Source organism: Pseudovibrio sp. W64 (genome assembly GCF_001623145.1).
Classification (GTDB): Bacteria; Pseudomonadota; Alphaproteobacteria; order Rhizobiales; family Stappiaceae; genus Pseudovibrio.
Genome location: NZ_LMCI01000038.1, coordinates 314783 through 340314 on the forward strand (window position 1 = coordinate 314783; position 25532 = coordinate 340314).

The following is a 25532-nucleotide window of genomic DNA, read 5'->3' on the forward strand; positions in this document are numbered from 1 at the left end:
ACTCAATTTACCGCGGGGTGGAGCAGCCCGGTAGCTCGTCAGGCTCATAACCTGAAGGTCGTAGGTTCAAATCCTACCCCCGCAACCAAAGATACAAACCCGTTATCATCATGATGACGGGTTTTTTGTTGTCTAAATTTTGAAATAACGACAACTCCGGTTACCGCACCCTAGCCTTCATCTTTAAATGACTTGTCGCCGTAGATGAAGCGGGGGCCGCGGCCGTAGCTGGAGGCGGCGTCGCCGGCGTTGTACAGCTCGCATTTGTCTAGAGACAGGCAGCCGCACCCCATACAGCCTTCCAGCTGCGCTCTCAGGTTCTCCATGCGTGCAATGCGCTCATTCAGATGAATTTTGAACTGCTGGCTCAAGCGTTGCCACTCAGCTTTGTTTGGCGCGCGGCCTGGGGGAAGTGTCCCTAGTTGATCTGAGATCTCTTTGATGGTGAAGCCAAACTCCTGCGCGACTAACGCAAATGACAGACGGCGGATGTCTGCACGCATAAAGCGGCGCTGACCACCAGAGTTGCGGCTGGCAGTGACAATTCCCTTGGTCTCGTAGAAACGAATGGCGGAAGTGGTGAGGCCGGTACGGTCGGCTAATTCACCGATTGTCATGACATCTGAGTGCTGCATAAAATTCTCAAAAATAGTGCTTGACTTAAACTTAACTTGAACTCCTAAACAGGGTGTCATCAGAAGTCAAAAGAAAGGCTATTGCGATGACAAAGAGTTTTTTAGAGCACGTCAACATCACCGTTTCTGACCCAATTGCGACTGCGGGCCGTCTTTCAGATTGGTTTGGCTGGAGTGTGCGTTGGCAGGGTGCTGCCCGGGCAGGTGGAACAACCGTTCATGTTGGATCGGATGACAGCTATATCGCTGTTTATTCCCTTGGAAACACCAATGCCACTCAAGAAGACAACTACGTCACTCATGGCAGCTTGAACCACGTTGGCATGGTGGTTGATGATCTGGATGCGGTTGAGAAGAAAGTTCTGGCGGGCGGATACAAGACCCGAAACCATGCCGACTATGAGCCAGGTCGACGCTTCTACTTTGATGATGATGATGGCATCGAGTTTGAGGTCGTCAGCTACGCATAACTCAATGAGTTACGGTGCTAGAGCGTTTCCCCATTATGAGGAAACGCTTTTTTTGTTTTACCAGAGGTCCAGTCCCAGAAGCTTCTTGCCGAGATCGGTCAGTTCTGCCGTTTTAGCATTTTTCTTTTCCCAATCTCGCGGGTCGCCGGGAAAAGATGCTCTTTGTGGTGGCTCCCTGTTGCGCCATTGATGGATGCGGTCTTGTCTGAGACCTTCATTGGCTTGCTCAGATGGGAACATGGAGATGTATTGGGCGATGCGCACTTTGTCTTTTGAGTTGTTGGGGCGGATGCCATGGGCGAGGAGGGCGTTGAAAATCATCAGGTCGCCCGGCTCCATCTCAATATTCTCGATCTCAAAACCAGAGTAGTCTGGGTGTTTGGGGTCGCGGTCTTCTGGTTGGGTCTTGACCCATTCATCGAATTCTTCAAAGAGCTTCGGGATACATTGAAAGCCGCCGGTTTCTTCATCCTGTTTGACCAATGATAGAACGCCCTGAACGCTGATTGGTTGAGGGCGCAGGGATGTGTCTACGTCCCAATGGATGAACCCGGGTTTGCCGTCGCGGTTTTTCTTGGGCGGATTGAGGTTTGCGCGGTCGATGCTGACCCAGAGGTCCTCCCGGTCCCAGATGTCTACGAAAGCATCGTAGACGCGTTGTTGCATGCGGTTGTCCCACAGGTGCTGGTGATTATAGATTTCCAGCATACCCGCGTTGTTCAGCTCTTGCATTTTGTGAGCGCGGCGTTGTGGTGTGTACCAAGTTGACGGATCAGTGGGATCTTTCTCATCGAACTCCCAGAGTAGATCAACCAGTCTCTTTACATTTTCCTGCGGAACGGCCTGACGCACAATGACGTAGCCGCGGGTGATCCAGTGCTGCCAGTCTTCTTCTGATAAGACGCGCAGCGGTAGCGTCTTTTTGATGTCCTTCAACTGGGTGTCGGTTGCGGTTGAGCCCCAGTGATTGTCTGCAAGCAGTTCAGCGTCCATTTGGTCCTCCCAGATCCTTCAATGAACTTGTAAGTTTATTCACTCTGGTATGTGAGAGTTGTTCTAAACTAGCGGATACTGGTACTATTCTGGCGTCTTATTGGTTCAGAGGGTGAAATGCGGTCATATCTGGAGAAAGTGCCGGAGTCTGAAGACGGGTCATTCAAGGTGATGAACCGGCGTCTTCATGACGGCATTCCGTTCTCCTGGCATCACCATCCTGAATATGAGCTGACCCTGACGTTGAACTCTGAAGGGCAACGTTATGTGGGCGATCATGTGGGGGACTATGGGCACTCAGACCTTGTGCTGCTCGGACCTAACCTTCCGCATACGTGGGCGTCTAACAATCGGCCTGACGAGAGTGAACCGCATCAGGCATTGGTTATCTGGTTTGAGCCGGAGTGGATTGAGCGGATTACCAGCGAGATGTCAGAACTGGCTGGTGTTAAGAAGCTGTTTCAGCGGGCACTGGCGGGACTAAGCTTCAGTGATGCTGCGCGGCGGCGTGTGGTGCCCAAGATCAAGAGTTTCTTTGAGGAAGACCCGCTGGAGCGCTTGTTTATCGTTCTCAGGGTTTTGTCGGAACTCTCAGAGGATGAATATGCGATGCAGCTGGCGCATGATCCGGTGGTGCTTTCCAGTGCGGATGGTGGCAATGAGCGCATCGACAGGGTGTTGACGCTCATTCACTCCGAGTATGCGCGTGTGTTGACGTTGGAAGAACTAGCCGAGACTGCGGCGCTGAGTGTCTCCGGAGTGCACCGGTTGTTTCAGCGGCATACGGGACAGACGATCTCAGAGTACCTGAAGCGCATTCGGATTGGGGATGCGTGTGCGCAGCTTTCCGGCGGGGATGCGCCGGTCTCAATGATTGCTCATAATGTGGGGTATTCGGCGCTGGCCAACTTCAACAGGCAGTTTCGCGCGGTGAAAGGTATGACCCCGCGCGAATACCGTACCAGATTCAGAGGGTAGCAATACCGCTACATCACCGCGCCGATCTGCCATGGGACGAACTCGTAGTCGCCCAGTCCTTGCGCTTCTGATTTGCTGTGTTCGCCTGAGGCGACCTTGATCATCAGCTCGAAAAGCTCCGTGCCAACTTCTTCGACGGATCTGCCATCGGAGATGATGGAGCCTGCGTTGAAGTCCATGTCTTCTGGCATATGCTCAAAGAGTGGTGTGTTGCTGGCGACCTTAATTGTGGGAGATGGCTTGCTTCCGAATGCGGAGCCGCGGCCTGTTGTGAAGATGATTAGGTTACAGCCGCTGGCGATTTGGCCAGTGACGGAGGCAGGATCGTAGCCGGGACTGTCCATGAAGACGAAGCCTTTGGTTTCAATCGGCTCGCCGTATTTGTACACGCCTTCCAGAGCAGTGGTGCCGCCTTTGGCGACAGCTCCGAGGGACTTTTCTAGGATAGTTGTCAGGCCGCCGCGTTTGTTGCCCGGTGAGGGGTTGTTGTCCATAGTGCCATTGTTGCGGGCGGTGTAATCTTCCCACCAGCGGACCCGTTCCACGAGTTTCTCAGCGATCTTCTGGTTGGCGGCGCGGCTGGTGAGCAGGTGTTCTGCGCCGTAGATCTCAGAGGTCTCAGAAAGGACTGAGGTGCCGCCGTATTTGATGAGCAGGTCTGTCGCGTAGCCAAGAGCTGGGTTGGCTGTGACGCCAGACCAGCCATCAGAGCCGCCGCATTGCAGGCCGACCATGAGTCTGGAGAGTGGCGCTGGCTGGCGAGAGGCTTTGTTGACTTCCGGCAGCATGGCTTTGACTTTTTCTATGCCAGCTTCGATGGTTTTACGCAGGCCGCCCATGCCCTGAATGTTCATGAACTGGAAGGTTGGTGACTGCTTCAAGCCGTAGGCATCCAGCAGGAAGTCTATCTGGTTGACCTCACAGCCTAAGCCGACCAGCAGAACGCCGCCGACATTTGGATTTTTGGCATAGCCCCAGAGGACGCGTTGGAGGTTGGCAAAGCCTTCGTTGTCGCCTGCCATGCCGCAGCCTGTGCCGTGAGCGAAGGAGGCGACACCGTCTACATTTTCAAACTGCAACAGGTCTTCATCACTGAAAGCATCTGCGATGCGGTGAGCTGCGGTGGCGGAGCAATTTACGCTGGTGAGGACTGCTATGTAGTTGCGGGTGCCGACACTGCCATCTTCGCGGTGATAGCCAAGGAAGGTACGCTCTTCTGGGTGCTCGGCGTATTGCGTTGGTTTGTAGTCCTTGCAGAAGCTGTGGTGCACGCCGGGGTCGGAGAACTCCATGTTGTGCGAGTGCACATGAGCGCCTGCCTGAATGTCCGTTGTTGCGAAGCCGATGGTCTGGCCGAATTTGATCAGCGCTTGTCCCTGCTTGATGTTGTGTTCGGCGATTTTGTGGCCTGCGGAGATATTGTCGAGGACCTGAAGATTGCCTGCCTTATCACCCGGCTGCAAAGCTCTTGTGGCGATGATGACGTTGTCCGCTGGCTGAAGTTTGACGCTGGCTGGAATGGGTGCCGACATTTCAGAGAGTTTCCATTGTTTTGGTGAGATAGAACTTTGCAGCGGTGCCACCAAAGATGACCTCCCAGTCTGCCTGTGGCAGGTCAGCAGTGAGCTGCTCCACCATATCCACCCAGTTTTGATAGGTATTTGCGAGGAGAAGGACTGGCCAATCGCTGCCGAACATGACGCGCTCCGGACCAAAGCATTTCAAAATGTGAAAGGCGTAGGGCGCGATGTCTTCGATCTCTGCGTTCTCGGAGGCCTCAGTCAGGAGACCTGAGAGTTTGCAGCAGACCTTGGAGGTGCGTGCGATGTCGCTGACGTGTTGGGACCACGTCTCGATGGCCTTGTTGCGGATATCCGGTTTTGCGCCATGGTCGATGACTGCGCGCAGATCCGGATAGCGGCTGAGGAAGGTTTTAAGGTGCGGCAAGTGCCGGGGCTGGACCAGCAGGTCGAGTGTCAGGTTGTTGTCGATGAGGGCTTGAATGGCGGGGTGCAGATTGTCCTGCAGCATCCACTCGTCGTCTTCAATGTCCTGTATCATCGGACGAATGCCGACGAGCTTTGGGTTTTGGGAGAGTTCACTGATGACTTCTGGCGCGTTCGCTGCTTCCATGTCTACCCAGCCAACAACGCCGAGGATCCAGTCGTGTTCTGCGGCCAGCTCCAGCATGAAGAGGGTTTCTTCGACTGTGTCTGCAGCCTGAACGAGAATGGTTCCGTCCATCTTTGCCTGTGTGAGCAGGGGTTGGATGTCACTGGTGAGGAAGTCGCGGTACAGGACGTTCAGCTCTGGCGTGAGCCAGCTGTAATCGCCGCGGGAAAGCTTCCAGAAATGGTGGTGGGCATCGATCCTAAGCATGCTTCACCTCTTGTTCGAAGAAGAGATTGCCAGACGGGACTGGGGCTTCAGCGGGAAGAAGGTCTCGTTCTTTTAGTCTTGCCCAGAAGGCGTCGGGAATGTCGGCAGCGATCCATTTGAGGATATCTTCCAGCTCGCTGCGATTGCGCATGCCGGGAATAACGCTGGCGATTGTTGGGTGCGCGAGTGGGAAGTGCAGGGCAGCTGCTGCCAGATCAACAGAGAACTCCTGACAGCATTCTTTCAGCGCCGTCACATGGGCCAAAATTTCAGGCGGTGCGCTTCCGTAGTTCCAGGTGTTGCCGCCAACGAGGATGCCTGAGTTAAACGGGCCGCCGAGAATGATGGAGGTTTGAGCCTTTGTGCAGGCAGGCAGCAAATCCTTGAGAGGGGCTTGCTCCAGCAAGGTGTAACGGCCAGCAAGGAGGAAGGCGTCCCAGTGGGCTTGCTGCATCAGCTCCATGCAAATGGCGGTCTCGTTCACGCCAAGGCCCATTGCTGAAATAGCACCTGAGGACTTGAGCTCCTGAAGAGCCCTGATACCGCCTTGCAGGTCTTTCATATGGCGGCGGTTTTCTTCCAGGCCATGGGTCGCAGTGCCGATATCATGCACCAATAGGATATCAAGTCGGTCGAGACCGGTGCGGTGTAGACTGGCCTCGTAGGAGCGCATGATGCCGTCATACGAATAATCATAGGCCGGATGGAAGGGCAGAGGGTCTGGCCAGCCGAACTGGGCCGGATTGTCTGCCATGCCCGGTTTCAACAAGCGGCCAACCTTGGTGGAGAGGATGTAGTCGTGCTTGCGCACGGCATCTCCAATGACACGTTCGGAGCGGCCAAAGCCATAGTAAGGGGCGGTGTCAATGTAGGTGAGACCAACCTCTTTGGCGCGATCCAATGTGCTCATAGACTCTTTGCGAGGAGCTGTTGCAAACAGCCCACCAAATGCTGCGCCGCCGATTCCCAATGTCGGCAGTTGCAGATCTGTTCCCCCCAATTGTCGATGAGCCAGCTTCCCTCCCAAGCCCATAGTGATTTCCTTATGTTGGCACTGTGCCGTAAATGCTGGTGATGTCCTTCGCTACCTGAGCGTAGGCTTGTTGAACGTCTTCAATTCCCGGTGCTTTGAAATCGTCGATGCGCTCCATGAATGGACAGCTGAGTGCAGCGACTGCGTTTCCATCTGGTCCCAGAATTGGGAAGGCCAGATTTGTAACGCCGACTGTGCTGGCAGATGGCATGCGTACGAAACCTTGTTCCTGTACTTCATCCAGAATGTCACGGAATGCATCGAGGCTCATCTCCGGTTCTCCGAGTGCACGCTCATGCTGGTTGTACATGAGCTCTCGGATCTCCGGCTTCTGGAAGGCAGCGATTGCCCGTCCGGTGCCTGTGTTCCAGAGGCCGATGACCGAGCCGGTTTTGAGGACGAAGCTCCAGTTGCCCGGCGCTTCCACGCTGGCGACAACAACGATCTCTCCCTGATGCTCCATGCCGATGTGGCTGGACTGGTGAACGTCCTTGGCCGTTTTGCGCATCATGGGCACCGCCGCTTCCAACAACCGCGTGACGGGTGGGTGGCGATGCGACATGGAATACATTTTCAGGCTGAGCTGAAAGCGGTCGCCTTCTATGGAGCGCGATACATACTCGCGGCGCACCAGTGTGGTGAGCATGCGGTAGATCTCATTGGGGGACCGGTCGAGTGCTTTTGCGATCTCTGCCTGAGACAGGCCGGATGCGTACTGGGACAGCAGTTCCAGAATATCCAGTCCCTTCTCCAAAGCAGGAGCGCGGTATTTTTCAGCTTTGTCTTGCGATGTCTGTGTGTCTGCCATGATCAGCTCTGTTTGATGTGAGCATATTTTTTGACGCAAAATTCGACCTTGTCAATTTCTAATTTACATTTGAAAGAAGTTTTTATATTTAAGTTATGCCATTATGTGATTTGGCGAACTGACGGATTTTTGCGGTCTTTGGGAGAGGGCCAACGGGCCACTTGCCTTTTGTTTTGACGATAAGCGGTGCTTCCTCTCTAATAATCCGAGTTTCAGGTCCGTTTGGCCGAGCCTAAATTTTGAGAGATTCAGTCCGGGGGAGGACACATGGGACGATTGACTGGCAAGACAGCCCTTATCACCGCTGCAGGGCAGGGAATTGGCCGTTCTACGGTGGAAGCCTATGCTGCTGAAGGCGCAAAGGTTTTTGCAACAGACATTAACGAAGCTGCGCTTACAGAGTTGAATGCGATTGAGGGTGTGACCGGCCTGAGGCTGGATGTGACCAATGCAGATGATGTGCGTGACACTCTGGAAGTTACAGGGCCGTTGGACATTCTGTTCAACTGTGCGGGTTTCGTGCACAACGGTACGATTCTCGACTGTGATGAAGATGCGTGGGACTTCTCTTTCAATCTGAATGTGAAGGCCATGTACCGCCTTTGCCGTGCTGCGATTCCTGGCATGCTGGAAAAAGGTGGTGGTTCCATCATCAACATGTCGTCTGTGGCGTCGTCGTTGAAGGGTGTGCCAAACCGGTTTGTTTATTGCTCCTCCAAAGCAGCAGTGATTGGCCTGACCAAGGCAGTTGCAGCGGATTTTGTGACCAAAGGTGTTCGCTGTAATGCGATTTGTCCGGGAACTGTCGACAGTCCGTCTCTGCATGACCGGTTGAAGGCCACAGGCAATTACGAGCAGGCAATGAAAGATTTTATTGCGCGTCAACCTATGGGACGCATTGGCAAGCCAGAAGAGATTGCTGCGCTGGCTGTATACCTTGGTAGTGATGATAGCGCGTTTACAACAGGTCAGACGCACGCCATTGATGGCGGTTGGTCAGTATAAGAAAATGGGTAGGATATGAAGCTTCTTAGATATGGTGAGCTGAACGCTGAAAAACCGGGTGTTCTGGATGCGGATGGCAACATTCGTGATCTTTCTGGTGTGGTTGGTGACATTGCTGGAGATACGCTCAGCGCGGAAGGTCTTGCAAAAATTGCGGCGCTGGACCTGACCAGCCTGCCAGTGGTGGAAGGTAATCCGCGCATTGGTGCCTGTGTCGGCAATGTGGGCAAGTTCATCTGTATTGGCCTTAACTATTCCGACCATGCTGCTGAAGCGGGCATGGAAGTGCCAAAAGAGCCTGTGACCTTCTTCAAGGCGACCTCAGCTATTTGTGGCCCGAATGATGACATCGAAATTCCGCGTGGGTCTGTGAAAACAGACTGGGAAGTGGAGCTGGGTGTGGTGATTGGTAAACACACCAAGTATGTGAGCGAAAAGGGCGCGCTGGATCATGTGGCCGGATATTGCGTGGTCAACGATCTGTCTGAGCGTGATTTCCAGCTGCACCGCAGTGGCCAGTGGGTGAAGGGTAAGTCTGCTGACACCTTTGGTCCGATTGGCCCGTGGCTTGTGACCCGTGATGAGGTGGAAGACCCGCAGAACCTTTCCATGTATCTGGAAGTGAACGGCCATCGCTATCAGAACGGTTCTACCAAAACCATGGTGTTTGATGTGGCGAAGGTGATTTCGCATCTGTCTCAGTTCATGAGCTTGCAGCCTGGTGATGTGATCTCCACTGGCACGCCTCCGGGTGTTGGCATGGGGCAGAAGCCAGAGACCTACCTGAAGCCGGGCGACAAGATGGAGCTGGGCATTGAAGGTCTTGGTGTTCAAAAACAGGTTACTTACGCTGCTGATTGAGGAGCGTGAGCTTGCTAAGCTCTGACGCCTTCACTAAGCTTTAAAGAGCTCTCCGCTGCTGATCGTGGTGGAGAGTTTTTTTATGCGTTTTCAGGGGGAGAAAACTTTCATGACCAGCGTTTCAGAGCCAATCACATATTGCAGTTATGAAAGCCCGGTTGGGTCTTTGCTGATTGGTGGAGAAGCTGGTGGGCTGGAGTTTCTTCATTTTCCTGAAAGTGCACGCAGGCGGTTTGTTGAAGACGGCTGGGTGGAAGATGCCACGCCTTATGCGGACTTGATTGCGCAGCTTGAGGCTTACTTTGCAGGGGAGCTAAAAGAGTTCTCTTTGAACTGGAAGCTGATTGGCACTGACTTTCAAAAGAGCGTTTGGGAGCAACTTGCGGCAATCCCGTTTGGGGAAACTCGCAGTTACGGCGATGTTGCGAAAGCGCTAGGCAATCCGGGTGCGAGCCGTGCTGTGGGGCTGGCGAACAATGCAAACCCATTGCCGATTGTTATTCCATGCCATCGGGTGATTGGGGCGAATGGTGCTCTAGTTGGATTTGGTGGCGGGCTGGATACAAAAGTCTGGTTGCTGGATCACGAGGGTATTCCGCACGGAGCCGGTGCGAGCAAAGACCAGATGGCATTCCAGTTCTAAAACGGAACCCGCTTTAGAACCGGAGCGCAATGCAGATCAATCAAATGTAAGCTGGAACTTGTTGTTCAGGATAAATGGCGCGCGGAAATCTTCGTTGATGAAGTAGTAGATGCCCTGCTCTTTATCATGGGTGATGTTGAAGCAGCCATATTCTTCTTTGCTCCAAAGACCGGTCCAGCTGGAGCAATACTGATTGTTCTCGATCTTGTAGCGCGCTTCGGATGGTTTTGCGTCGCCTTCTTTGATCCAGAGGGTGAGACCAGACTCGGAGAAGTACTGGCGTGTTTCAGCGGCAAAGTGGATGCCTTTGATGGTTGAGCCGGTCAATAACTCAGTAATTTGAGTGTTGTTCAAAGTCACTTCACCAGCCAGTGCAGGCGTTGCGCATGCGGCAATAGCAAGGCCTAAAATCACTTTCTTCATATTGCTTCTTTCCAGAGATAAATTGAGATGATGGTCAGCTGTTTATCTGCCATTCAGGACTGAATTTGCGTTTCAGTACAGGTACCGATTTGGTTAGGCAGGTTTAGATATGCTTCCTGATCGCTGGTTTTTATCAGCGCAGGTTTTTTTCTCAAATCACCTTTTTTTGCTTAAAATTTGCAGGTTTTAAATGGAAAAGGGCGCCCGATTGAGCGCCCTCTTTTTTGCTGATCCTGTTGTATTCAGGATGGTGTTGTTTCGGTTTCATCAAACTGGATGCGCACGATCCTGTCTGTTCCGGATTCTCCGCCCCATGCTTCGCCTTTACGTCCTGCCATCTGGCGAACGTCGGCATCTGCTTTGTTGCTTGGGAAGCTGGTGAACTCTTCTGTATCCGGATCAAAATGGACGATGGCGTCGGCATCGAAATCTGTGAGCCAGACCTTATCGTTCTCATCGACATAGACCGAGTAGGGCAGTGGATCATTGCCGGGGAGACGCCATGCGCGCCATGTGTCTGCCTTCGGGTCGTATTCGCTGACCTGACCGGAGAGCCACTCACTGACCCAGAGCTTGCCTTCTGAGTTAGACCAGACGCGGCGGGCGCCTTGCTCTTTTGTTGGAGGCGTCACGATGCGCGCGCGTCCGTTGGTTCTGTCAATGTTGGCGATGTGGCTGCCGGCGAGGGAGGCGTACCAGACATCACCTTGCGGCGTGACGGTGATGCCATAAGGGCCGGGGCCTTGAGGGCTTGGCCAGACTTCGATTTCCTGTGTGACGGGGTCAACGCGGCCATAGACGCCGTTTTGTCCGGTAAACCAGTAGATGCCGTCGTGGTCGAAGATGCCTGTGTTGAGGTTTGCGTCTGCGAACTCGGCAGGTAGCGGAATGAGGGTGACGGCGTCTGTTGCCGGATCAACACGTGCGATGGCGTTTTGTCCGCCTTCGGTGACCCACATTGCGTTATCGGGGCCAAGCACAACGCCGTGTGGGGCTGCATTTTCGCCCAGTGAAACCGGGTGGAGTTCTCCGTTGTCAGGATCAAGACGTGTGAGTGTGCCATCTGCCTGTCCGCAGTACCAAACCATGCCATCGGAATCGAAGCCAATGTCTCTGGAGCGGGCGCCTGGACGGGCGTCAAAATACGTGACTTTTGCGTTTTTGACAGAGTTTGTTTTTTCGCCTTCAGCGAAAACAGGTCCAGCAACGATACCCATATAATAGGCGCTGGAAATTGTTAGGGCAGATGCTCCGAGAAACTCTCGTCTGTTCATCCTACCTCTCCCTTATGCCGTCTCCTTGGTGGAGACAATCGACTTGCCTTAATGCAAGGGAAAGGCGTGTCTATGGCAAACTACCTATACACCCTCAAGCATTTTAAGTGAGGTTAAGGAACGGTCAGCGAAGCGGAGAAAATTGTTCGGATCATCGTGTTCGAGAATGTAGATTTTGGTTCGGGTTTTTTCCTGCAAGGCCGTCAGAATGTGGCCCCATGGGACGGTGCCGAAGCCGACATCTGCCCAGCCATCTTCATCTGTGCCTTCGCCATCTGGAGCGATGTCTTTGATATGGACTGCGGTGATGCGGGTGCCGTGGGCTTCGATCCAGTCCAGCGGGTCCAGACCTGCTTTGATGATCCATGCGGCATCGACCTCCCATTCCACGGTGGGAGCTTCTGAGATGATCAATTCCATAGGAATGGTGCCGTCCGGGAGTGGCTTGAACTCGAAGTCGTGGTTGTGCCAGCCGAAGTGGAAGCCTTTATGCTTGAGCGTGTTGGCCATGTGCTCCAAACGGTGGGCGAAGATCGTCCATTCTCTCTTGGTTGTTGGTCGTTGTTCTGGTGTGAGGTAAGGAGCGAAGATAGTGTGCATGCCGAGAAGGACTGCGATCTTGATACACTGATCAAGGTTCTCTTCCAGATCCTTGAGATCGAAGTGGCCGGAGGGCATGTCGAGATCATATTGATCGAGGAGATCCCGCACTGTCTGAGCAGCTTCGAATGTGGGATAGAGTTCCTCGAAGCCTTCTACCTGTGTGTAGCCGAGGAGGGCTGTTTCCTGAAACACCTCTTTCCAGGGTTGGAAGTTTCGTGCGCTGTAAAGCTGTAGGCAAAAGTCCATGATACAGTTCCCCTCCCAGAGCGACCAAAGCTAGCTGGCCCGGTTTTATTGCTCTGCACGACAATAGAGTTGCATCTACCTGTAGAGCAAGAGGGCTTGCGAAAGAGGGCAAGGAGAGGGGAGCCTCTCCGAAAGCGGTTGTCAGAATCGATGTTTGAGCAAGGTGGTTTCATGAATTGACCACACCCGGTGGAGAACATCTGAATAGGGAATTTAGGTTCGAATTATTTCGCCGCGAAAATATTAGCTAGCTTAATAAATTAGAGTTTGCGTCAACAGCGCAGTCTTTTCAACGTGTTATTGGTTCAGGCTGTCAGATGCAAGAATGACAGATCTTCAACATTTTCTGCCGCACTGGGTGCGTTCTCATCCTAATGGATAACAGCTGAGAGTTTCGTTTTGTCAATTTTCGAATTGACGCTTAAGTGGTTTCGCTTATATTTCGAAATTACGCGAATATGCGCGTAATCGACTGTAAACGAAAATTGACGTGTTGGTTAGGACGTAGTTTAATTTTGATCTCTAATGGCACTTTGTAGGGACGGAGCTGCGTAAGAAAGCAGAACTTGAAGGTGTTCGAGGAGGCTCGTGAAAAATTGACAGATGCGTAGCGTTGCTAAAACGGCGCAGTTCTTTAAAAGGCTGGGACCTTTACTAAGAGATTCAGCTCGACCACCGAGTTGTTTTTTGGAATTACAGTCAGGAATATGAAGGTACCGCAGTGCAAGCAGCGCGTATCGCAGGAAGCAGTCGGGTCGCTTTCTGTTCCGGGAGGGCAACATGCTTGAATTAAGGGGCGTCAGCAAGACTGTTGACGGTATGGACCATATTCGCGACGTGTCTTTGCGTCTTGAAAGTGGTTCATTGAACGTATTGTTGGGACCAACACTGTCAGGCAAGACAACGCTTATGCGTTTGATGGCAGGGCTGGACACGCCAACTGCAGGGCAAGTGCTCGTAAATGGACAGGATGTGACCGGTGTTTCCGTGCGCAAGCGCGACGTCGCGATGGTCTATCAGCAGTTCATCAACTACCCGGCTCTCACGGTTTATGAAAACATCGCCAGCCCGCTGCGCGTTGCGGGAGTAAAAGGGGCTGATGTTGACAAGCAAGTGCGCAAAGCTGCGGACTTGATGAAGCTCACACCTTATCTGGACAGAACACCGCTGAACCTTTCTGGTGGTCAGCAGCAGCGTACTGCGATTGCGCGTGCGCTGGTCAAAGGGGCGCATCTGGTGCTGATGGATGAGCCATTGGCGAACCTGGATTACAAACTGCGCGAAGAATTGCGCGACGAGCTGCCGAAGATCTTCTCTGAAAGCGGTGCTGTGTTTGTTTATGCGACAACAGAACCGACAGAAGCTTTGTTGCTGGGCGGGCGTACAGCCACCTTGCATGAGGGGCAGGTTTCGCAGTTTGGTGATACCATTGACGTTTACCGCAATCCTCAGGACATCGTTACCGCGCAGACTTTCTCTGATCCGCCGCTGAACCTGCTGGGCCTGACGAAGAGCGGGGGTGAGTTCCGCACGTCAAATGGCACGGTTATTCCGGCATCAGAAGAAGAGAAGCGTCTTCCTGATGGACATTACAAAGCAGGTTTCCGGCCACATCACCTTTACCTGCAGCGCCCAAGTGAAGATGCTGTTTGTCTTCCTGCGGTTGTTGATGTTTCCGAGATTACCGGTTCTGAGAGCTACATTCATCTGACATGCCTGAACCACCGCTGGGTGGCGCTGGAACATGGCATTCATAACGTAGACGTGGATGCCAAGATCGACGTGTTTGTGGATGCCAAGAACTTCATGATTTTTGATGATGAGGGCCGCTCTGTTGCGTCTCTCATGCATGAACCGGCTTAAGGAGGCGAGCATGGCACGTATTGATCTCGACCACATTCGCCACTCTTATTTGCCGAACCCAACAAGCCCGAGCGATTACGCTTTGAAGGAAGTTAATCTGACCTTTGAAGATGGCGGTGCTTATGCGCTTCTTGGGTCTTCCGGCTGTGGCAAGACAACACTTTTGAACATCATCTCCGGTTTGCTGACACCGTCTGAGGGTGAGCTGCTGTTTGATGGCAAGCCTGTGACGGAGCTTTCTACCGAAGCGCGTAACATTGCGCAGGTGTTCCAGTTTCCGGTCGTTTACGACACCATGTCTGTTTACGACAATCTGGCGTTTCCGCTTCGCAACCGCGGTGTTCCGGCAGCTGAAGTTGATCAGAAGGTCAACGAGATTCTACGGATCATTGATCTGGAGAGCAAGGCAAAGCGCAAGGCGCAGGGCCTGACGGCGGATGAGAAGCAGAAGATCTCGCTGGGCCGCGGTCTGGTGCGCTCTGATACCAACGCGATCCTGTTTGACGAACCGCTTACCGTAATTGATCCGCACATGAAGTGGGTTCTGCGCTCGCAGTTGAAGCATCTGCACAAGCAGTTTGGTTTCACCATGGTTTATGTGACCCACGACCAGACCGAGGCTTTGACCTTCGCGGATAAGGTTGTGGTGATGTATGGCGGCGAAGTTGTGCAGATTGGAACGCCGGATGAGCTGTTCCGCAAACCTCAGCACACCTTTGTTGGCTACTTCATCGGGTCTCCGGGCATGAACATTCTGCCGTGTGAGGTGGATGGAACCATGGCGCGAGTAGGCGGGCACAGTGTGCCGCTGCCATGTGGTCTCGACCCGAAGAAAGTCGCTCAGAAAACCGAGGTTGGTATCCGTCCTGAGTTTGTGAAACTCGGCGGTGCCGGAGAAGGTTTGCCGTTGAAAGTCAACGCTGTTGAAGACATCGGCCGCTACCGCATTCTGCGTGGTGAGATGGAAGGTGTTGCGCTGAACGCCATTGTTGGCGAAGGCATGAGCATTCCGGAAAGTCCGACAGCTCTCTTCGATCCAACACAGACGAACCTTTATGCCGACAGCTGGCTCGTAAGCGAGGGGGCCTGATCCATGGAAAAGACCGTAAACAACAAAGCCTGGTTCATGGTTTTACCGGTTCTTTTGCTGGTGGCCTTTACCGCTGTTATTCCATTGATGACTGTGGTGAACTATGCGTTTCAGGACAGCTTTGGAAACAATCAGTTTTTCTGGGTTGGGATTGAATGGTTTCAGGAACTGCTCAGCTCCGAGCGCTTTCATGACGCCTTGGTCCGCAACCTGATTTTCTCCTTCTCCATTCTTGCTATCGAGATCCCGCTGGGTATCGGCATTGCGCTTTGTATGCCTAAAAAAGGCTGGGGTGTTCCGGTTTGTCTGGTGTTGATGGCGCTGCCATTGCTCGTGCCGTGGAACGTGGTTGGTACCATCTGGCAGGTGTTTGGCCGTGCGGACATTGGTCTGCTGGGTTACTTCCTGAACTCTCTTGGCATCAACTACAACTACACGCAGGACCCTGTTGCTGCATGGGCCACCGTGATTGTTATGGATGTGTGGCACTGGACCAGCCTTGTTGTGCTGCTGTGCTATGCGGGGCTTGTTTCTATTCCAGAGGCTTACTATCAGGCCGCGCGTATTGATGGGGCGTCCCGCTGGGCTGTGTTCCGTTACATCCAGCTGCCAAAGATGCACAGTGTGTTGCTGATTGCGGTTCTGCTGCGCTTCATGGACAGCTTCATGATTTACACCGAGCCGTTTGTTGTTACAGGTGGCGGACCGGGTAACTCCACAACCTTCCTGAGTATTGATCTTGTGAAGATGGCGATTGGTCAGTTTGACCTTGGACCAGCTGCTGCAATGTCACTCGTCTACTTCCTCATCATCCTGCTGTTCTCATGGGTGTTCTACACCGCGATGAACAACATTGGGACTGAGAAGAAACACTACGCAGGCGAGGAGTAAGCACCATGTCGACAACAACTGGAACTGCAGTCATTGATGGTGGTGTTGCTGCTGGTGGACAGGCTCCACGCAGCCGGACCCGCGCAAAGGCACAGAGAACCGGAAGCCGCTATGCTTTCCTCGTTCCAACTTTGTACATCACGTTTTTGATGCTGCCGATCTACTGGCTCTTCAACATGAGCCTGAAGACCAACCAGGAAATTCTGAGCAAGTTCACCTTGTGGCCGGATGAGCCGACGCTCGCCAACTACATGGTGATCTTCACGGACCCAAGCTGGTACAACGGTTACATCAACTCCATCACCTATGTGGCGCTCAATACGGTTATCTCCGTAGCGGTTGCGTTGCCAGCGGCCTATGCGTTTTCGCGCTATAAGTTTCTGGGTGACAAACATCTGTTCTTCTGGCTGCTGACAAACCGTATGGCTCCGCCAGCGGTGTTTGCGCTGCCTTTCTTCCAGCTCTATTCCGCCTTCGGTCTGATCGACACGCACCTTGCAGTGGCTCTGGCGCACTGTCTGTTCAACGTGCCGCTGGCTGTGTGGATTTTGGAAGGCTTTATGTCTGGTGTCCCGAAAGAGATTGACGAGACTGCTTACATCGATGGCTATTCCTTCCCGAAATTCTTCGGCAAGATCTTCATGCCTTTGATTGCAAGCGGTATCGGTGTGGCAGCGTTCTTCTGCTTCATGTTCTCTTGGGTGGAACTGCTGATTGCCCGCACGCTGACGACCACTGCGGCTAAACCGATTGCGGCCACGATGACCCGTACGGTTTCAGCTTCCGGCATGGATTGGGGTGTACTTGCGGCGGCGGGGATTCTGACAATTATTCCGGGTGCGCTGGTGATCTACTTCGTACGTAACTACATCGCTAAGGGCTTTGCCCTGGGTCGCGTTTAACAGGGAGGCGATTATGGATTTTTCTTGGATGGCCTGGACGTCGCCGACTGCGATTTTCTTCATCACCATTGGCCTGCTGATCTCCAGCATGGCGGTTTGGGAGTGGTTTGTGCCGGGGGGAACACCACGGCATGGGATTTTGAAATTTGAGACGACACGCGGCGACCGCTTGTTTGTTTCGCTGCTGGGCAGTGCGTTTATCTGCCTGTTTTGGCTTGGGTTTGTTAGTGCAAACCTTTGGTGGGCTCTGTTGGTCTGTGTGGCATACGCGTTTTGCGTGTTCCGCTGGGTTTAGGATTGAGCTTTTTTCTCTGCACTGATGTTTAGGGGAACTTTCAGTGCAATCAATTATAATCGGGAGGAATATATATGAGACGTCAGCTTTTAGCGTCCGTTGGCTTTGCAGCCATGATTTGCGCATCCAGCTCTGCTTTTGCAGACATGGAAGCCGCGAAGAAGTGGGTGAGCGACGAATTCCAGCCTTCTACTCTTTCTCAGGAAGAGCAGATGAAGGAAATGGACTGGTTCATCAAAGCAGCTGAGCCTTTCAAAGGTATGGAAATCAAAGTGGTTTCCGAAACCATTGCGACCCACGAATACGAAGCGAAGGTTCTTGCAAAAGCATTTACCGAAATCACCGGCATTAAAGTTACTCACGACCTGATCGGTGAAGGTGATGTTGTTGAGAAGCTTCAGACCCAGATGCAGTCTGGCGAGAACATCTATGATGCTTACGTCAACGATTCCGACCTGATCGGTACGCACGCTCGCTACAAGCAGGTTCGTAACCTGACTGACTGGATGGCTGGCACTGGTAAAGCGGTTACGCTGCCAACTCTGGATGTTGAAGACTTCATCGGTCGCTCATTCACAACTGGCCCTGATGGCAAGCTGTACCAGCTGCCAACACAGCAGTTCGCGAACCTTTACTGGTTCCGCTATGACTGGTTCACAAACCCAGACATCAAAGCTCAGTTTAAAGCGAAATACGGCTATGAGCTGGGTGTTCCGGTTAACTGGTCTGCTTATGAGGACATCGCTGAGTTCTTCACCAACGACGTGAAAGAAATCAACGGCGAAAAAGTCTATGGTCACATGGACTACGGTAAGAAAGATCCATCCCTGGGTTGGCGCTTTACCGATGCATGGCTCTCCATGGCAGGTGCTGGCGACAAGGGTATTCCAAACGGTTTGCCAGTTGACGAGTGGGGCATTCGCGTAAACGGTTGTTCCCCTGCTGGTTCTTCCGTTGAGCGCGGTGGTGCAACCGATGGTCCTGCAGCGGTTTACTCCATCACCAAATACATCGAGTGGCTGAAGAAGTACGCTCCGGCTGAAGCACCAGGCATGGTGTTCTCTGAAGCTGGTCCGGTTCCGGCACAGGGTTCTGTTGCTCAACAGATCTTCTGGTACACCGCGTTCACCGCAGACATGGTGAAAGAGGGTATTCCAGTTGTGAATGCAGACGGCACTCCTAAGTGGCGTATGGCTCCTTCTCCGAAGGGTGCTTACTGGGAAGAAGGCATGAAGCTGGGTTATCAGGACGCTGGTTCCTGGACTCTGATGAAGTCTACCCCGGAAGATCGTGCAAAAGCTGCATGGCTCTACGCTCAGTTCACCGTTGCAAAGACAACTTCTTTGAAGAAGTCTCACGTTGGTCTGACCTTCGTACGTGACAGTGACGTTCGTGATGCGTCCTTCACCGAGCGTGCACCTAATCTGGGTGGTCTGGTAGAATTCTACCGTTCCCCAGCTCGTGTACAGTGGACTCCAACCGGTACCAACGTTCCTGACTATCCAAAGCTGGCTCAGCTGTGGTGGCAGAACATTGGTGATGCATCCTCAGGCGCGAAAACTCCTCAGGAAGCTATGACCGCTCTTGCAGCTGCTCAGGACAAAGTTCTGAAGCGTCTTGAGCGTGCTGGTGTTCAGGGCGAGTGTGGTCCTAAGCTCAACGAAGTTAAGGATCGCGATTTCTGGCTGAACCAGCCAGGCGCACCAAAAGCCAAACTGGCTAACGAAAAACCAACTCCGGTTACCGTTGACTACGACGAGCTGATCAAGAGCTGGGCAGATGCTTCCAAGTAAGCGTCGCTTCTAAAGTGTCCATCATCGCGAACAGAGTTCGTTTTCGATGATGCGCTTCCAAGACTAAACGAGAAACCCGGTGTCGTAAGGCGCCGGGTTTTTTGTTTGATGAGGGGGAGTATTAGATAACTAGCCTACCGTTTGCCTTTTGCCATCAGCACATTGCAATTTATGTCCCACGTTTTTCGTTAGAGGTGCCAACACTCCGCTTTTGCAATTTTTGACTTGCTTGTGCTAATCTCTGCCCATGAAGAAAAGTAGCAATATCAAACGCTCAGCAGAGAGTGGCCGGTTTGCCGTAGCACCGCTTGGCAAAAGCAAAGCTTCAAAGTTTGCGCAAGTTGAAGGTATGACTTTGACTGCACGCTCTAGAAGTACAATTACTCTTCATGAAAGCAAAGGATTAAAGGGGGATGCATTGCGTTCAGCAATTTCTGGTAGCTTTACTAAGAAATTTCGTTGATGAGCCGTTATAATGCAATAGAAGATCCGCTATGCTATCCAGGCACGCATGTTCTTAAAAACAAACTAGATTTGACCGACCAAAGTGAGCTGGACCAGTTCGAGCAACTTATGTTCCTGACACGCTCTGAGGAATCTTTACCAGATGGTGAATTGGACTATGAGCACTATAAGGCAATCCATCATCATTTTTTCCAAGACGTTTATGATTGGGCAGGGAAGCCAAGAGATATTCGGACAGGAAAAGGCGATAGTTGGTTTTGCTATCCTGAGTTTATTGAGCAGGAAATGGTCAAGCTTTTCGCTCAACTGGCAGCTGAAAGCCACCTCACGGGGATTGATGACCCGATAACATTTGCAAAGCGTGCAGCTTATTATATTGCAGAAATAAATGCCGTTCATCCCTTTCGAGAGGGAAATGGACGTTGTCAGCTAACCTTACTGAGCATTCTCTTTGAAATTTCAGGTTTTCCGATGGACGTGGAGCAAATTCAAGCTGATCAGTTCATGGCAGCTATGGTTGCTAGTTTTCACGGCAACAATGGACCGCTTATCCAAGCAATTATGGCACTGATGGCGTAGATATATTCTTCTCGCTTCCTGGGAGACACCATACCAGTTTCGTTTTTTAGCGATGTGCTGCGTTTGAATGCTTCACCCTTAAAATCCAAGCGAGACATCCTGAAAAGGTATGCCGAGATGTCGCTATGAAGGGGGATTGTATTATCTGAAGTACTTGTTTCGTCCATTGGTTGCGGCATGGTAGGTAGATTTTGCGATGTCTTGGTCAGATTGAAGGGGCTGCTGCTGTGAAGTGTCTAAGGATTTACGCAACGCCGGATGGGGAGTCGCATTTTGGTGAGGTTGAGATACCGACGCAGAAAGTGTCGGTGCATCCCGAAGCAACTCCGTTTGATGTGAGTGCCAGTTATCCGGCTTCGCGCGTCCGTTTCTCTCACATTCCAGCAGGTATGAGACAGGTGGAATGGCATAGTGTGCCTGATCGGATTTTGACTGTGAGGCTTGATGGGTCCGTTGAGTATGAAACCAGTGACGGGGAAGTTCGAACAGTCGGCGCTGGGGAGTTCGTGCTTATTGAGGACACGCATGGCAAGGGTCACCTTTCGCGGCATTCAGCTGAGGCTCAGACTGTGCTTTGGATCTCCTTGCCGAAGGGGTTGGACGAGCAGTCGTAGATGGTGAGGGTAACCAAGCCTTTCTCTTGTAATTCCGCATACTAGAATTGTATTTTACAACTGGAATTCCTGCTGTGCCCTGCTAAACTACGTGGAATTGCGAGTGATAGTGCGGCGCGGGAGTGCGCTTTGCCTCAGGGAGTTTCGAGTGTCTTCTTCATTTAAGTCATCAGGTCAGGTTTCCTATGAATTGCGCGGTGATGTTGCGGTTATGACCGTGAGCAATGCGCCGGTGAATGCGTTGTCTCTGGCGATCCGGCAGGGTCTGGTTAAGCGTATCAAGCAGTTTGAAGAAGACGATGCGGCGAAGGCTGCGGTGATTGCTGGCGCTGGCAAGGTGTTCATCGCCGGGGCGGACATTCGTGAGTTCAAGCGTCCGGCCACTGAGCCACATCTGCCTGATGTGATTGATGGTATTGAAGCCTGCTCCAAGCCTGTGATTGCGGCCATTCATGGTGTTGCGCTGGGCGGCGGGCTTGAGGTTGCGCTGGGCTGTCATTTCCGCGTTGGGGTGAAGGGTGCCAAGGTTGGTTTGCCGGAAGTGCATCTGGGTATCATTCCGGGCGCTGGCGGCACGCAGCGCTTGCCGCGTTTGGCGGGCTACGAGAAAGCGCTGGAGATGATCCCGAGTGGTGCGCAGCTTGGTGCTGATGCTGCCAAAGCAGCTGGTATTCTGGATGAGGTGAGCGAAGAGGCTGATGCGGTTGCTGCTGGCCTCGCGTTTGCGCGGTCTGTGATTGATAACAGAACGCCGTTGCGCCGTTGCTCTGAGCTGGTTGCGCCTGCTGTTGATCCGCAGGTGTTTGCGGATGCTAAGGCTGCGGTTGCCAAGCGGGCTCGTGGTCAGAAATCACCGGTGGTGTGTGTTGAAGCCATTGAGGTTGCCAGCCAGACCAGCTTTGCAGATGGCATGGCGAAAGAGCGTGAGATGTTTATGGAGCTGAAGAACTCGGCTCAACACCGCGCTTTGTCACATGCGTTCTTTGCGGATCGGGCTCTTGGCAAGCTTCCTGAAATTGAAGGCATTGCTCCACGCGAGTTGAAATCTATCGGCGTGATCGGCGGTGGTACTATGGGCGCTGGCATAGCGACCGGTGCTCTGATGAACGGGCTTTCTGTTACCCTGATTGAGCGGGATGATGAGGCTCTCAGTCGTGCGAAAGCGACGATTGCCAAGAATACTGGTGGTGCTGTTAAGAAGGGCAAGCTTTCAGCAGAGCAGGAACAGCGGATCTTTACTGAAGCCTTATCTTTGAGCACGGATTATGCCTCGCTCTCTGATGTGGATCTGGTCGTTGAGGCGGTGTTTGAAGACATCACTGTGAAGGAGCAGGTGTTCCAGAAGCTGGACGAGGTTTGTAAGGACGGTGCTGTTCTGGCGACCAACACCTCTTATCTGGATGTGAATGCCATTGCTGCAGTGACCAAGCGTCCGCAGGATGTGATTGGCCTGCACTTCTTCTCTCCGGCCCACATTATGAAACTGCTGGAAGTCGTGGTTGCGGACAAGACGGCTCCAGATGTGATTGCGACTGGTTTCCAGCTTGGCAAGATCATGCGTAAGATTGCTGTTCGGGCTGGCGTTTGTGATGGCTTTATCGGCAACCGCATTCTTGCGACTTATCGTGCAGCTGCTGATGCCGTTGTGGTGGATGGATCATCGCCGTTTGAGGTGGACGAGGTGATGCTGGAGTTCGGCTTCCCGATGGGGCCGTATGCGGTGGCTGATCTGGCAGGTCTGGATATCGGTTGGGCAACCCGTAAGCGGAAAGCACCAACCCGTGATCCACGTGAGCGCTATTTCACTTTTGCAGACCGCATGTGTGAGCAAGGCTGGTTTGGGCAGAAAACCAGCAAGGGCTATTACGTTTATGAGGAAGGTGCGCGGAAAGGCACGCCAAACCCTGCTGTTCTCGAGATTTTGACAGAGGAACGCAAAGAAAAACATATCAACGCACAAAACCTTTCAAAAGAGCAGATCCTTGATCGGTACATCGCAGCCATGGTGAATGAGGCTGCAAAGGTGGTTGAGGAAGGCATTGCCTTGCGGCCGCTGGACGTGGATATGACGCTGATCTACGGCTATGGCTTCCCGCGTTGGCGTGGTGGCCCAATGCAGTATGCAGATGAGATTGGACTTGAGAAAATCCTCAACAATATCAAGGTGTATGCGCAGGAGGATGCTTACTTCTGGCAGCCTGCAAAGCTGCTTGAGAAACTGGTTGCCTCTGGCAAAACATTTGCTGATCTGAATGCTGAGCGGGGGAATAACCCGGCAGCGAAAAAGCACGAGAACGCTTGATTCTCTTCAGTTGCATCGCCATCTTCTAGTGGTGTACCCTTTGGGTAGCTCGAAAACAGCACACATAGCAACGGTGCTGTTTTGGATGTTTATTTGCGTATCCTGAACCGAAAACCGGCGCCGGTTTTGGAAGATATGCCCGTTGGAGATGGTGATGCTGAATTTTCTGGAATATATAACCGGGCGGGTGATTGCGATTTTGTTCGCGATGGCTTTACTGGCATTTATCCTCCTCATTATCGGATTTGCCTCCGGCCTGATGCTGGCCGTTATTGCCATCACTATCCCCATTGTGATCCTGAAGATCCTGTTCGGCAAGAACAAGCCCAAGATCACTTATCACTATGAGCGCAAGGATTAAGAGATCGGGAAGTTTTTGACCTCGTTCTCGCCCCAGGTTTCCATTGCCTGAAGGACCGGCTGCAGGGATCTGCCCTTTTCTGAAAGGGAGTATTCAACATGCGGCGGTACAACTTCCATAACTTTACGGTCGACAATTCCATCCTCTTCCAGAGAGCGGAGTTGTGCTGTCAATAAGCGTTGAGAAACACCGGGCAGTCTGCGTTTCAGCTCGTTGAAACGGCAGGGTGCAGGCAGAAGCTCGTATATTATCAATGGCTTCCATTTACCGCTCAAAACAGTCAGGGTACGGCGCACAGGGCAGGTTTCATAGCCGATGAATGCTCTGCTGGCTGTGTCTTTGCTGTCATCGCTCATGGTGGGCAGTACCCTTTTATATACTAGCTGCTAAAATAGTGCGTACTAGACGTTCTGCTTCTTTGCTTTCATATGGGGTTTGCCTAATGAAAACAAGGGAAACACACCGATGAACAAAGTGAAGCTTGCTGTAGCTGCTGCAGCTCTTGCCCTTTCAACCGCAGTTGCTGGTGCCACTGAAGCGACTGATCTTTTGAGCAAATTCTATGAGGTTGCGGACAGTCGCCCGTTTGATGCGGATAAACTGGCAGCTTTTTATGCCGATGACATGGTGGACCATAATGGTCGTGAGGGACAAAACGCCAAGCAGTTTGCGGTGGGGACCTATACAGCCCTGGCAGCAGGCGCACCGGACTCCCGCCATGAGCTTGGTATGGTTGAGCCAATCGGTGATGACAAAGTTCTGATCTACTGGCGTTACAAAGGCACCAACACTGATGGGCTGTTTGGTGCTGAAGCTAATGGCAATGCCTTTGATATTGCCGGTTTTGAGGTTTATCGCGTTGAGAACGGCAAGATCCACGAGTTCTGGCATATTGAGGAACTTAGTTCGCTGAGCGCCCAGCTTGCTACGAAGAACTAAGCGATAAGGCCCGGGAGTTTCCCCGGGCTTTCTTTTTAGGAGGCGTCTACGCGGCTGGGAAAAAGTCTGTTTGCTGGCTTGATCTTGCAGTAATTACCCGTTTTGTTAGGTGCAGCTTTAGGGGCGGGAAGAGATCGTCTGCCTTATTAGATTGTTGATTTAGTTTTTGAATTTGCATTGAGGAATACGTTTGTGAAGCTGCAAGAAGGAACAATAATTCTGCCCGGTGACCGCGCCCTTGCATGGAGTGAATGGGGTGATGCTGATGGGCGGCCTGTGATTTTGTGTCAGGGCGCAGGAATGGCCTCTGCCATTCCGTTTGGAGAGCAAACCGCAAAGGATCTGGGTCTGCGTGTTCTCTCAGTTGATCGTCCGGGATTGGGTAAGTCCGAGCTAGATCCTGAGAAAAACTTTGAAAGCTGGGCAGAGGATATCAAAGAACTGCTTGATTTTGTGAAGGCCGATCAGGCGTTTGCGATTGGCTTTTCGCAGGGGGCGCCTTTTGCATTGGCACTGGCAGCTTCTGGTCTTGTTGATAGGGTTGCGGTTGTGTCCGGTCAGGATGAGCTGGCCTCCCCCGGTATGTTTGCCAAGCTTCCTGATGAGTTGAAGGGCATGGTTTCTTTAGCTTGCGATGATCCGGACCGTCTTGAGGCTGACATTGCAGGCATGGCGACGGCAGATTGGCTGTGGCAGATGATTGAGGGGATGAGCGGGGAAGAGGACCGTGCGTTTTATGCCTCAGCATCGTTTGCACCTCTTTATCGTGATGCGCTCGCCTCGGGCTTTGCTCAGGGAGCGGCCGGCTATGCCCGTGATACGCGGCTTGCGATGGGGCGCTGGTCGTTCAGCGTTGAGAACATCAAGCAGGACGTGCAGTTATGGTATGGCCTCAAGGATACGAGCCCGGTGCATTCGCCTGACTTTGGCAGCACCCTTGCCACGCGCCTGAACTGTTCTGAGCTGCATCAGATTGCAGAGGAGGGGAGTGCGATCCTCTGGACTCAAGCTGATGCTATCTTGAGCAGGCTGGCAAAATGTAAAGGCTAAGCAATAAGCCCGGCCAAGAGTTTTGCTGGGCTTTATG

Annotated in this window: 28 protein-coding genes and 1 tRNA gene; 19 read left to right on the forward strand and 10 right to left on the reverse strand. The window is 52.6% G+C overall.

Features of this window, described 5'->3' with window-relative positions; all coding sequences use genetic code 11:
• The first annotated feature begins 11 nt into the window (after positions 1-11).
• Positions 12-88: transfer RNA gene (locus PsW64_RS17975), tRNA-Met, on the forward strand.
• Between the two features lie 82 nt (positions 89-170).
• Here the strand turns inward: PsW64_RS17975 and soxR are convergent.
• Complete coding sequence (gene soxR / locus PsW64_RS17980) at positions 171-635, reverse strand: redox-sensitive transcriptional activator SoxR (RefSeq protein WP_063304457.1); 465 nt, start codon at positions 633-635, stop codon at positions 171-173.
• A gap of 86 nt (positions 636-721) precedes the next feature.
• Here soxR and PsW64_RS17985 point away from each other — a divergent pair, with 86 nt between their 5' ends.
• Positions 722-1105 (forward strand): VOC family protein, encoded by a 384-nt coding sequence (locus PsW64_RS17985; protein WP_063304458.1) that lies wholly within the window; start codon positions 722-724, stop codon positions 1103-1105.
• A gap of 57 nt (positions 1106-1162) precedes the next feature.
• Here PsW64_RS17985 and PsW64_RS17990 read toward each other — a convergent pair whose 3' ends face one another.
• A complete protein-coding gene (locus PsW64_RS17990) occupies positions 1163-2098 on the reverse strand; it encodes a phytanoyl-CoA dioxygenase family protein (RefSeq protein ID WP_063304459.1) in 936 nt (311 codons plus the stop codon).
• A gap of 117 nt (positions 2099-2215) precedes the next feature.
• On the opposite strand from PsW64_RS17990, the gene PsW64_RS17995 reads away from it, so the two are divergent.
• The gene (locus PsW64_RS17995; RefSeq protein WP_063304460.1) at positions 2216-3076 is read left to right on the forward strand and encodes a helix-turn-helix domain-containing protein; all 861 of its coding nucleotides are present in this window, start codon (positions 2216-2218) and stop codon (positions 3074-3076) included.
• 8 nt (positions 3077-3084) lie between these two features.
• Here the strand turns inward: PsW64_RS17995 and PsW64_RS18000 are convergent, their stop codons facing one another.
• The 4 genes from PsW64_RS18000 to PsW64_RS18015 are packed head-to-tail and all read right to left on the reverse strand — an operon-like array spanning position 3085 to position 7296.
• On the reverse strand, positions 3085-4608 hold the full coding sequence (locus PsW64_RS18000; protein ID WP_063304461.1) for a UxaA family hydrolase: 1524 nt from the start codon (positions 4606-4608) through the stop codon (positions 3085-3087).
• Between the two features lies 1 nt (position 4609).
• The gene (locus PsW64_RS18005) at positions 4610-5455 is read right to left on the reverse strand and encodes an amidohydrolase family protein (protein ID WP_063304462.1); all 846 of its coding nucleotides are present in this window, start codon (positions 5453-5455) and stop codon (positions 4610-4612) included.
• Positions 5448-6488: an aldo/keto reductase gene (locus PsW64_RS18010; RefSeq protein WP_063304463.1), complete on the reverse strand. Its 1041-nt coding sequence runs from the start codon at positions 6486-6488 to the stop codon at positions 5448-5450. Before PsW64_RS18010 ends, PsW64_RS18005 begins: the two co-directional genes overlap by 8 nt.
• A 10-nt stretch (positions 6489-6498) precedes the next feature.
• A complete protein-coding gene (locus PsW64_RS18015) occupies positions 6499-7296 on the reverse strand; it encodes an IclR family transcriptional regulator (protein WP_063304464.1) in 798 nt (265 codons plus the stop codon).
• A gap of 267 nt (positions 7297-7563) precedes the next feature.
• Between PsW64_RS18015 and PsW64_RS18020 the strand changes: the two genes are divergently transcribed.
• The 3 genes from PsW64_RS18020 to PsW64_RS18030 all read left to right on the forward strand — a co-directional run bounded on the left by PsW64_RS18020 (position 7564) and on the right by PsW64_RS18030 (position 9805).
• The gene (locus PsW64_RS18020) at positions 7564-8301 is read left to right on the forward strand and encodes an SDR family oxidoreductase (protein ID WP_063304465.1); all 738 of its coding nucleotides are present in this window, start codon (positions 7564-7566) and stop codon (positions 8299-8301) included.
• A 15-nt stretch (positions 8302-8316) separates the two neighbouring features.
• Positions 8317-9162, forward strand: coding sequence for a fumarylacetoacetate hydrolase family protein (locus tag PsW64_RS18025; protein WP_063304466.1), 846 nt, complete (start codon positions 8317-8319; stop codon positions 9160-9162).
• 109 nt (positions 9163-9271) lie between these two features.
• Positions 9272-9805, forward strand: a complete 534-nt coding sequence (locus PsW64_RS18030) for a methylated-DNA--[protein]-cysteine S-methyltransferase (protein WP_063291511.1) — start codon at positions 9272-9274, stop codon at positions 9803-9805.
• Between the two features lie 36 nt (positions 9806-9841).
• On the opposite strand, the gene PsW64_RS18035 is transcribed toward PsW64_RS18030, so the two are convergent.
• The 3 genes from PsW64_RS18035 to PsW64_RS18045 all read right to left on the reverse strand — a co-directional run bounded on the left by PsW64_RS18035 (position 9842) and on the right by PsW64_RS18045 (position 12351).
• The gene (locus PsW64_RS18035) at positions 9842-10228 is read right to left on the reverse strand and encodes a hypothetical protein (protein ID WP_057465485.1); all 387 of its coding nucleotides are present in this window, start codon (positions 10226-10228) and stop codon (positions 9842-9844) included.
• A gap of 242 nt (positions 10229-10470) precedes the next feature.
• Entirely contained in the window at positions 10471-11502 is a 1032-nt protein-coding gene (locus PsW64_RS18040; protein WP_063291451.1) for a Vgb family protein, read from the reverse strand.
• An 84-nt stretch (positions 11503-11586) separates the two neighbouring features.
• Positions 11587-12351 (reverse strand): sugar phosphate isomerase/epimerase family protein, encoded by a 765-nt coding sequence (locus tag PsW64_RS18045; protein ID WP_063304467.1) that lies wholly within the window; start codon positions 12349-12351, stop codon positions 11587-11589.
• Positions 12352-13131: 780 nt separating this feature from the next.
• Here PsW64_RS18045 and PsW64_RS18050 point away from each other — a divergent pair.
• The 11 genes from PsW64_RS18050 to PsW64_RS18095 all read left to right on the forward strand — a co-directional run bounded on the left by PsW64_RS18050 (position 13132) and on the right by PsW64_RS18095 (position 23506).
• On the forward strand, positions 13132-14214 hold the full coding sequence (locus tag PsW64_RS18050) for an ABC transporter ATP-binding protein (RefSeq protein ID WP_063298744.1): 1083 nt from the start codon (positions 13132-13134) through the stop codon (positions 14212-14214).
• 10 nt (positions 14215-14224) lie between these two features.
• Positions 14225-15304 carry an ABC transporter ATP-binding protein gene (locus tag PsW64_RS18055; protein WP_063304968.1) on the forward strand — a complete coding sequence of 360 codons (1080 nt, stop codon included), beginning with the start codon at positions 14225-14227 and terminating at the stop codon, positions 15302-15304.
• 3 nt (positions 15305-15307) lie between these two features.
• Complete coding sequence (locus PsW64_RS18060; protein ID WP_057465481.1) at positions 15308-16195, forward strand: carbohydrate ABC transporter permease; 888 nt, start codon at positions 15308-15310, stop codon at positions 16193-16195.
• A 5-nt stretch (positions 16196-16200) separates the two neighbouring features.
• On the forward strand, positions 16201-17097 hold the full coding sequence (locus tag PsW64_RS18065; protein ID WP_063291454.1) for a carbohydrate ABC transporter permease: 897 nt from the start codon (positions 16201-16203) through the stop codon (positions 17095-17097).
• A gap of 13 nt (positions 17098-17110) precedes the next feature.
• Positions 17111-17392, forward strand: coding sequence for a DUF2160 domain-containing protein (locus PsW64_RS18070; protein WP_057465479.1), 282 nt, complete (start codon positions 17111-17113; stop codon positions 17390-17392).
• Positions 17393-17466: 74 nt separating this feature from the next.
• The gene (locus tag PsW64_RS18075) at positions 17467-19185 is read left to right on the forward strand and encodes an ABC transporter substrate-binding protein (RefSeq protein ID WP_063290499.1); all 1719 of its coding nucleotides are present in this window, start codon (positions 17467-17469) and stop codon (positions 19183-19185) included.
• Positions 19186-19432: 247 nt separating this feature from the next.
• Positions 19433-19648: a hypothetical protein gene (locus PsW64_RS27805; RefSeq protein ID WP_206599565.1), complete on the forward strand. Its 216-nt coding sequence runs from the start codon at positions 19433-19435 to the stop codon at positions 19646-19648.
• The gene (locus PsW64_RS18080; RefSeq protein WP_063304468.1) at positions 19648-20229 is read left to right on the forward strand and encodes a Fic/DOC family protein; all 582 of its coding nucleotides are present in this window, start codon (positions 19648-19650) and stop codon (positions 20227-20229) included. The genes PsW64_RS27805 and PsW64_RS18080 overlap by 1 nt, the downstream gene beginning before the upstream one ends.
• A gap of 227 nt (positions 20230-20456) precedes the next feature.
• Positions 20457-20843, forward strand: coding sequence for a hypothetical protein (locus PsW64_RS18085; RefSeq protein WP_063304469.1), 387 nt, complete (start codon positions 20457-20459; stop codon positions 20841-20843).
• A 148-nt stretch (positions 20844-20991) separates the two neighbouring features.
• The gene (locus tag PsW64_RS18090) at positions 20992-23145 is read left to right on the forward strand and encodes a 3-hydroxyacyl-CoA dehydrogenase NAD-binding domain-containing protein (RefSeq protein ID WP_063304470.1); all 2154 of its coding nucleotides are present in this window, start codon (positions 20992-20994) and stop codon (positions 23143-23145) included.
• Between the two features lie 154 nt (positions 23146-23299).
• Entirely contained in the window at positions 23300-23506 is a 207-nt protein-coding gene (locus PsW64_RS18095) for a hypothetical protein (protein WP_152986835.1), read from the forward strand.
• Here the strand turns inward: PsW64_RS18095 and PsW64_RS18100 are convergent.
• Positions 23503-23862: a winged helix-turn-helix transcriptional regulator gene (locus tag PsW64_RS18100; RefSeq protein WP_063290496.1), complete on the reverse strand. Its 360-nt coding sequence runs from the start codon at positions 23860-23862 to the stop codon at positions 23503-23505. The genes PsW64_RS18095 and PsW64_RS18100 overlap by 4 nt on opposite strands.
• Positions 23863-23971: 109 nt before the next feature.
• Here PsW64_RS18100 and PsW64_RS18105 point away from each other — a divergent pair, with 109 nt between their 5' ends.
• A complete protein-coding gene (locus PsW64_RS18105; protein WP_063290495.1) occupies positions 23972-24445 on the forward strand; it encodes an ester cyclase in 474 nt (157 codons plus the stop codon).
• Positions 24446-24637: 192 nt separating this feature from the next.
• Positions 24638-25495, forward strand: coding sequence for an alpha/beta fold hydrolase (locus PsW64_RS18110; protein ID WP_063304471.1), 858 nt, complete (start codon positions 24638-24640; stop codon positions 25493-25495).
• The last annotated feature ends 37 nt before the right edge of the window (positions 25496-25532 follow it).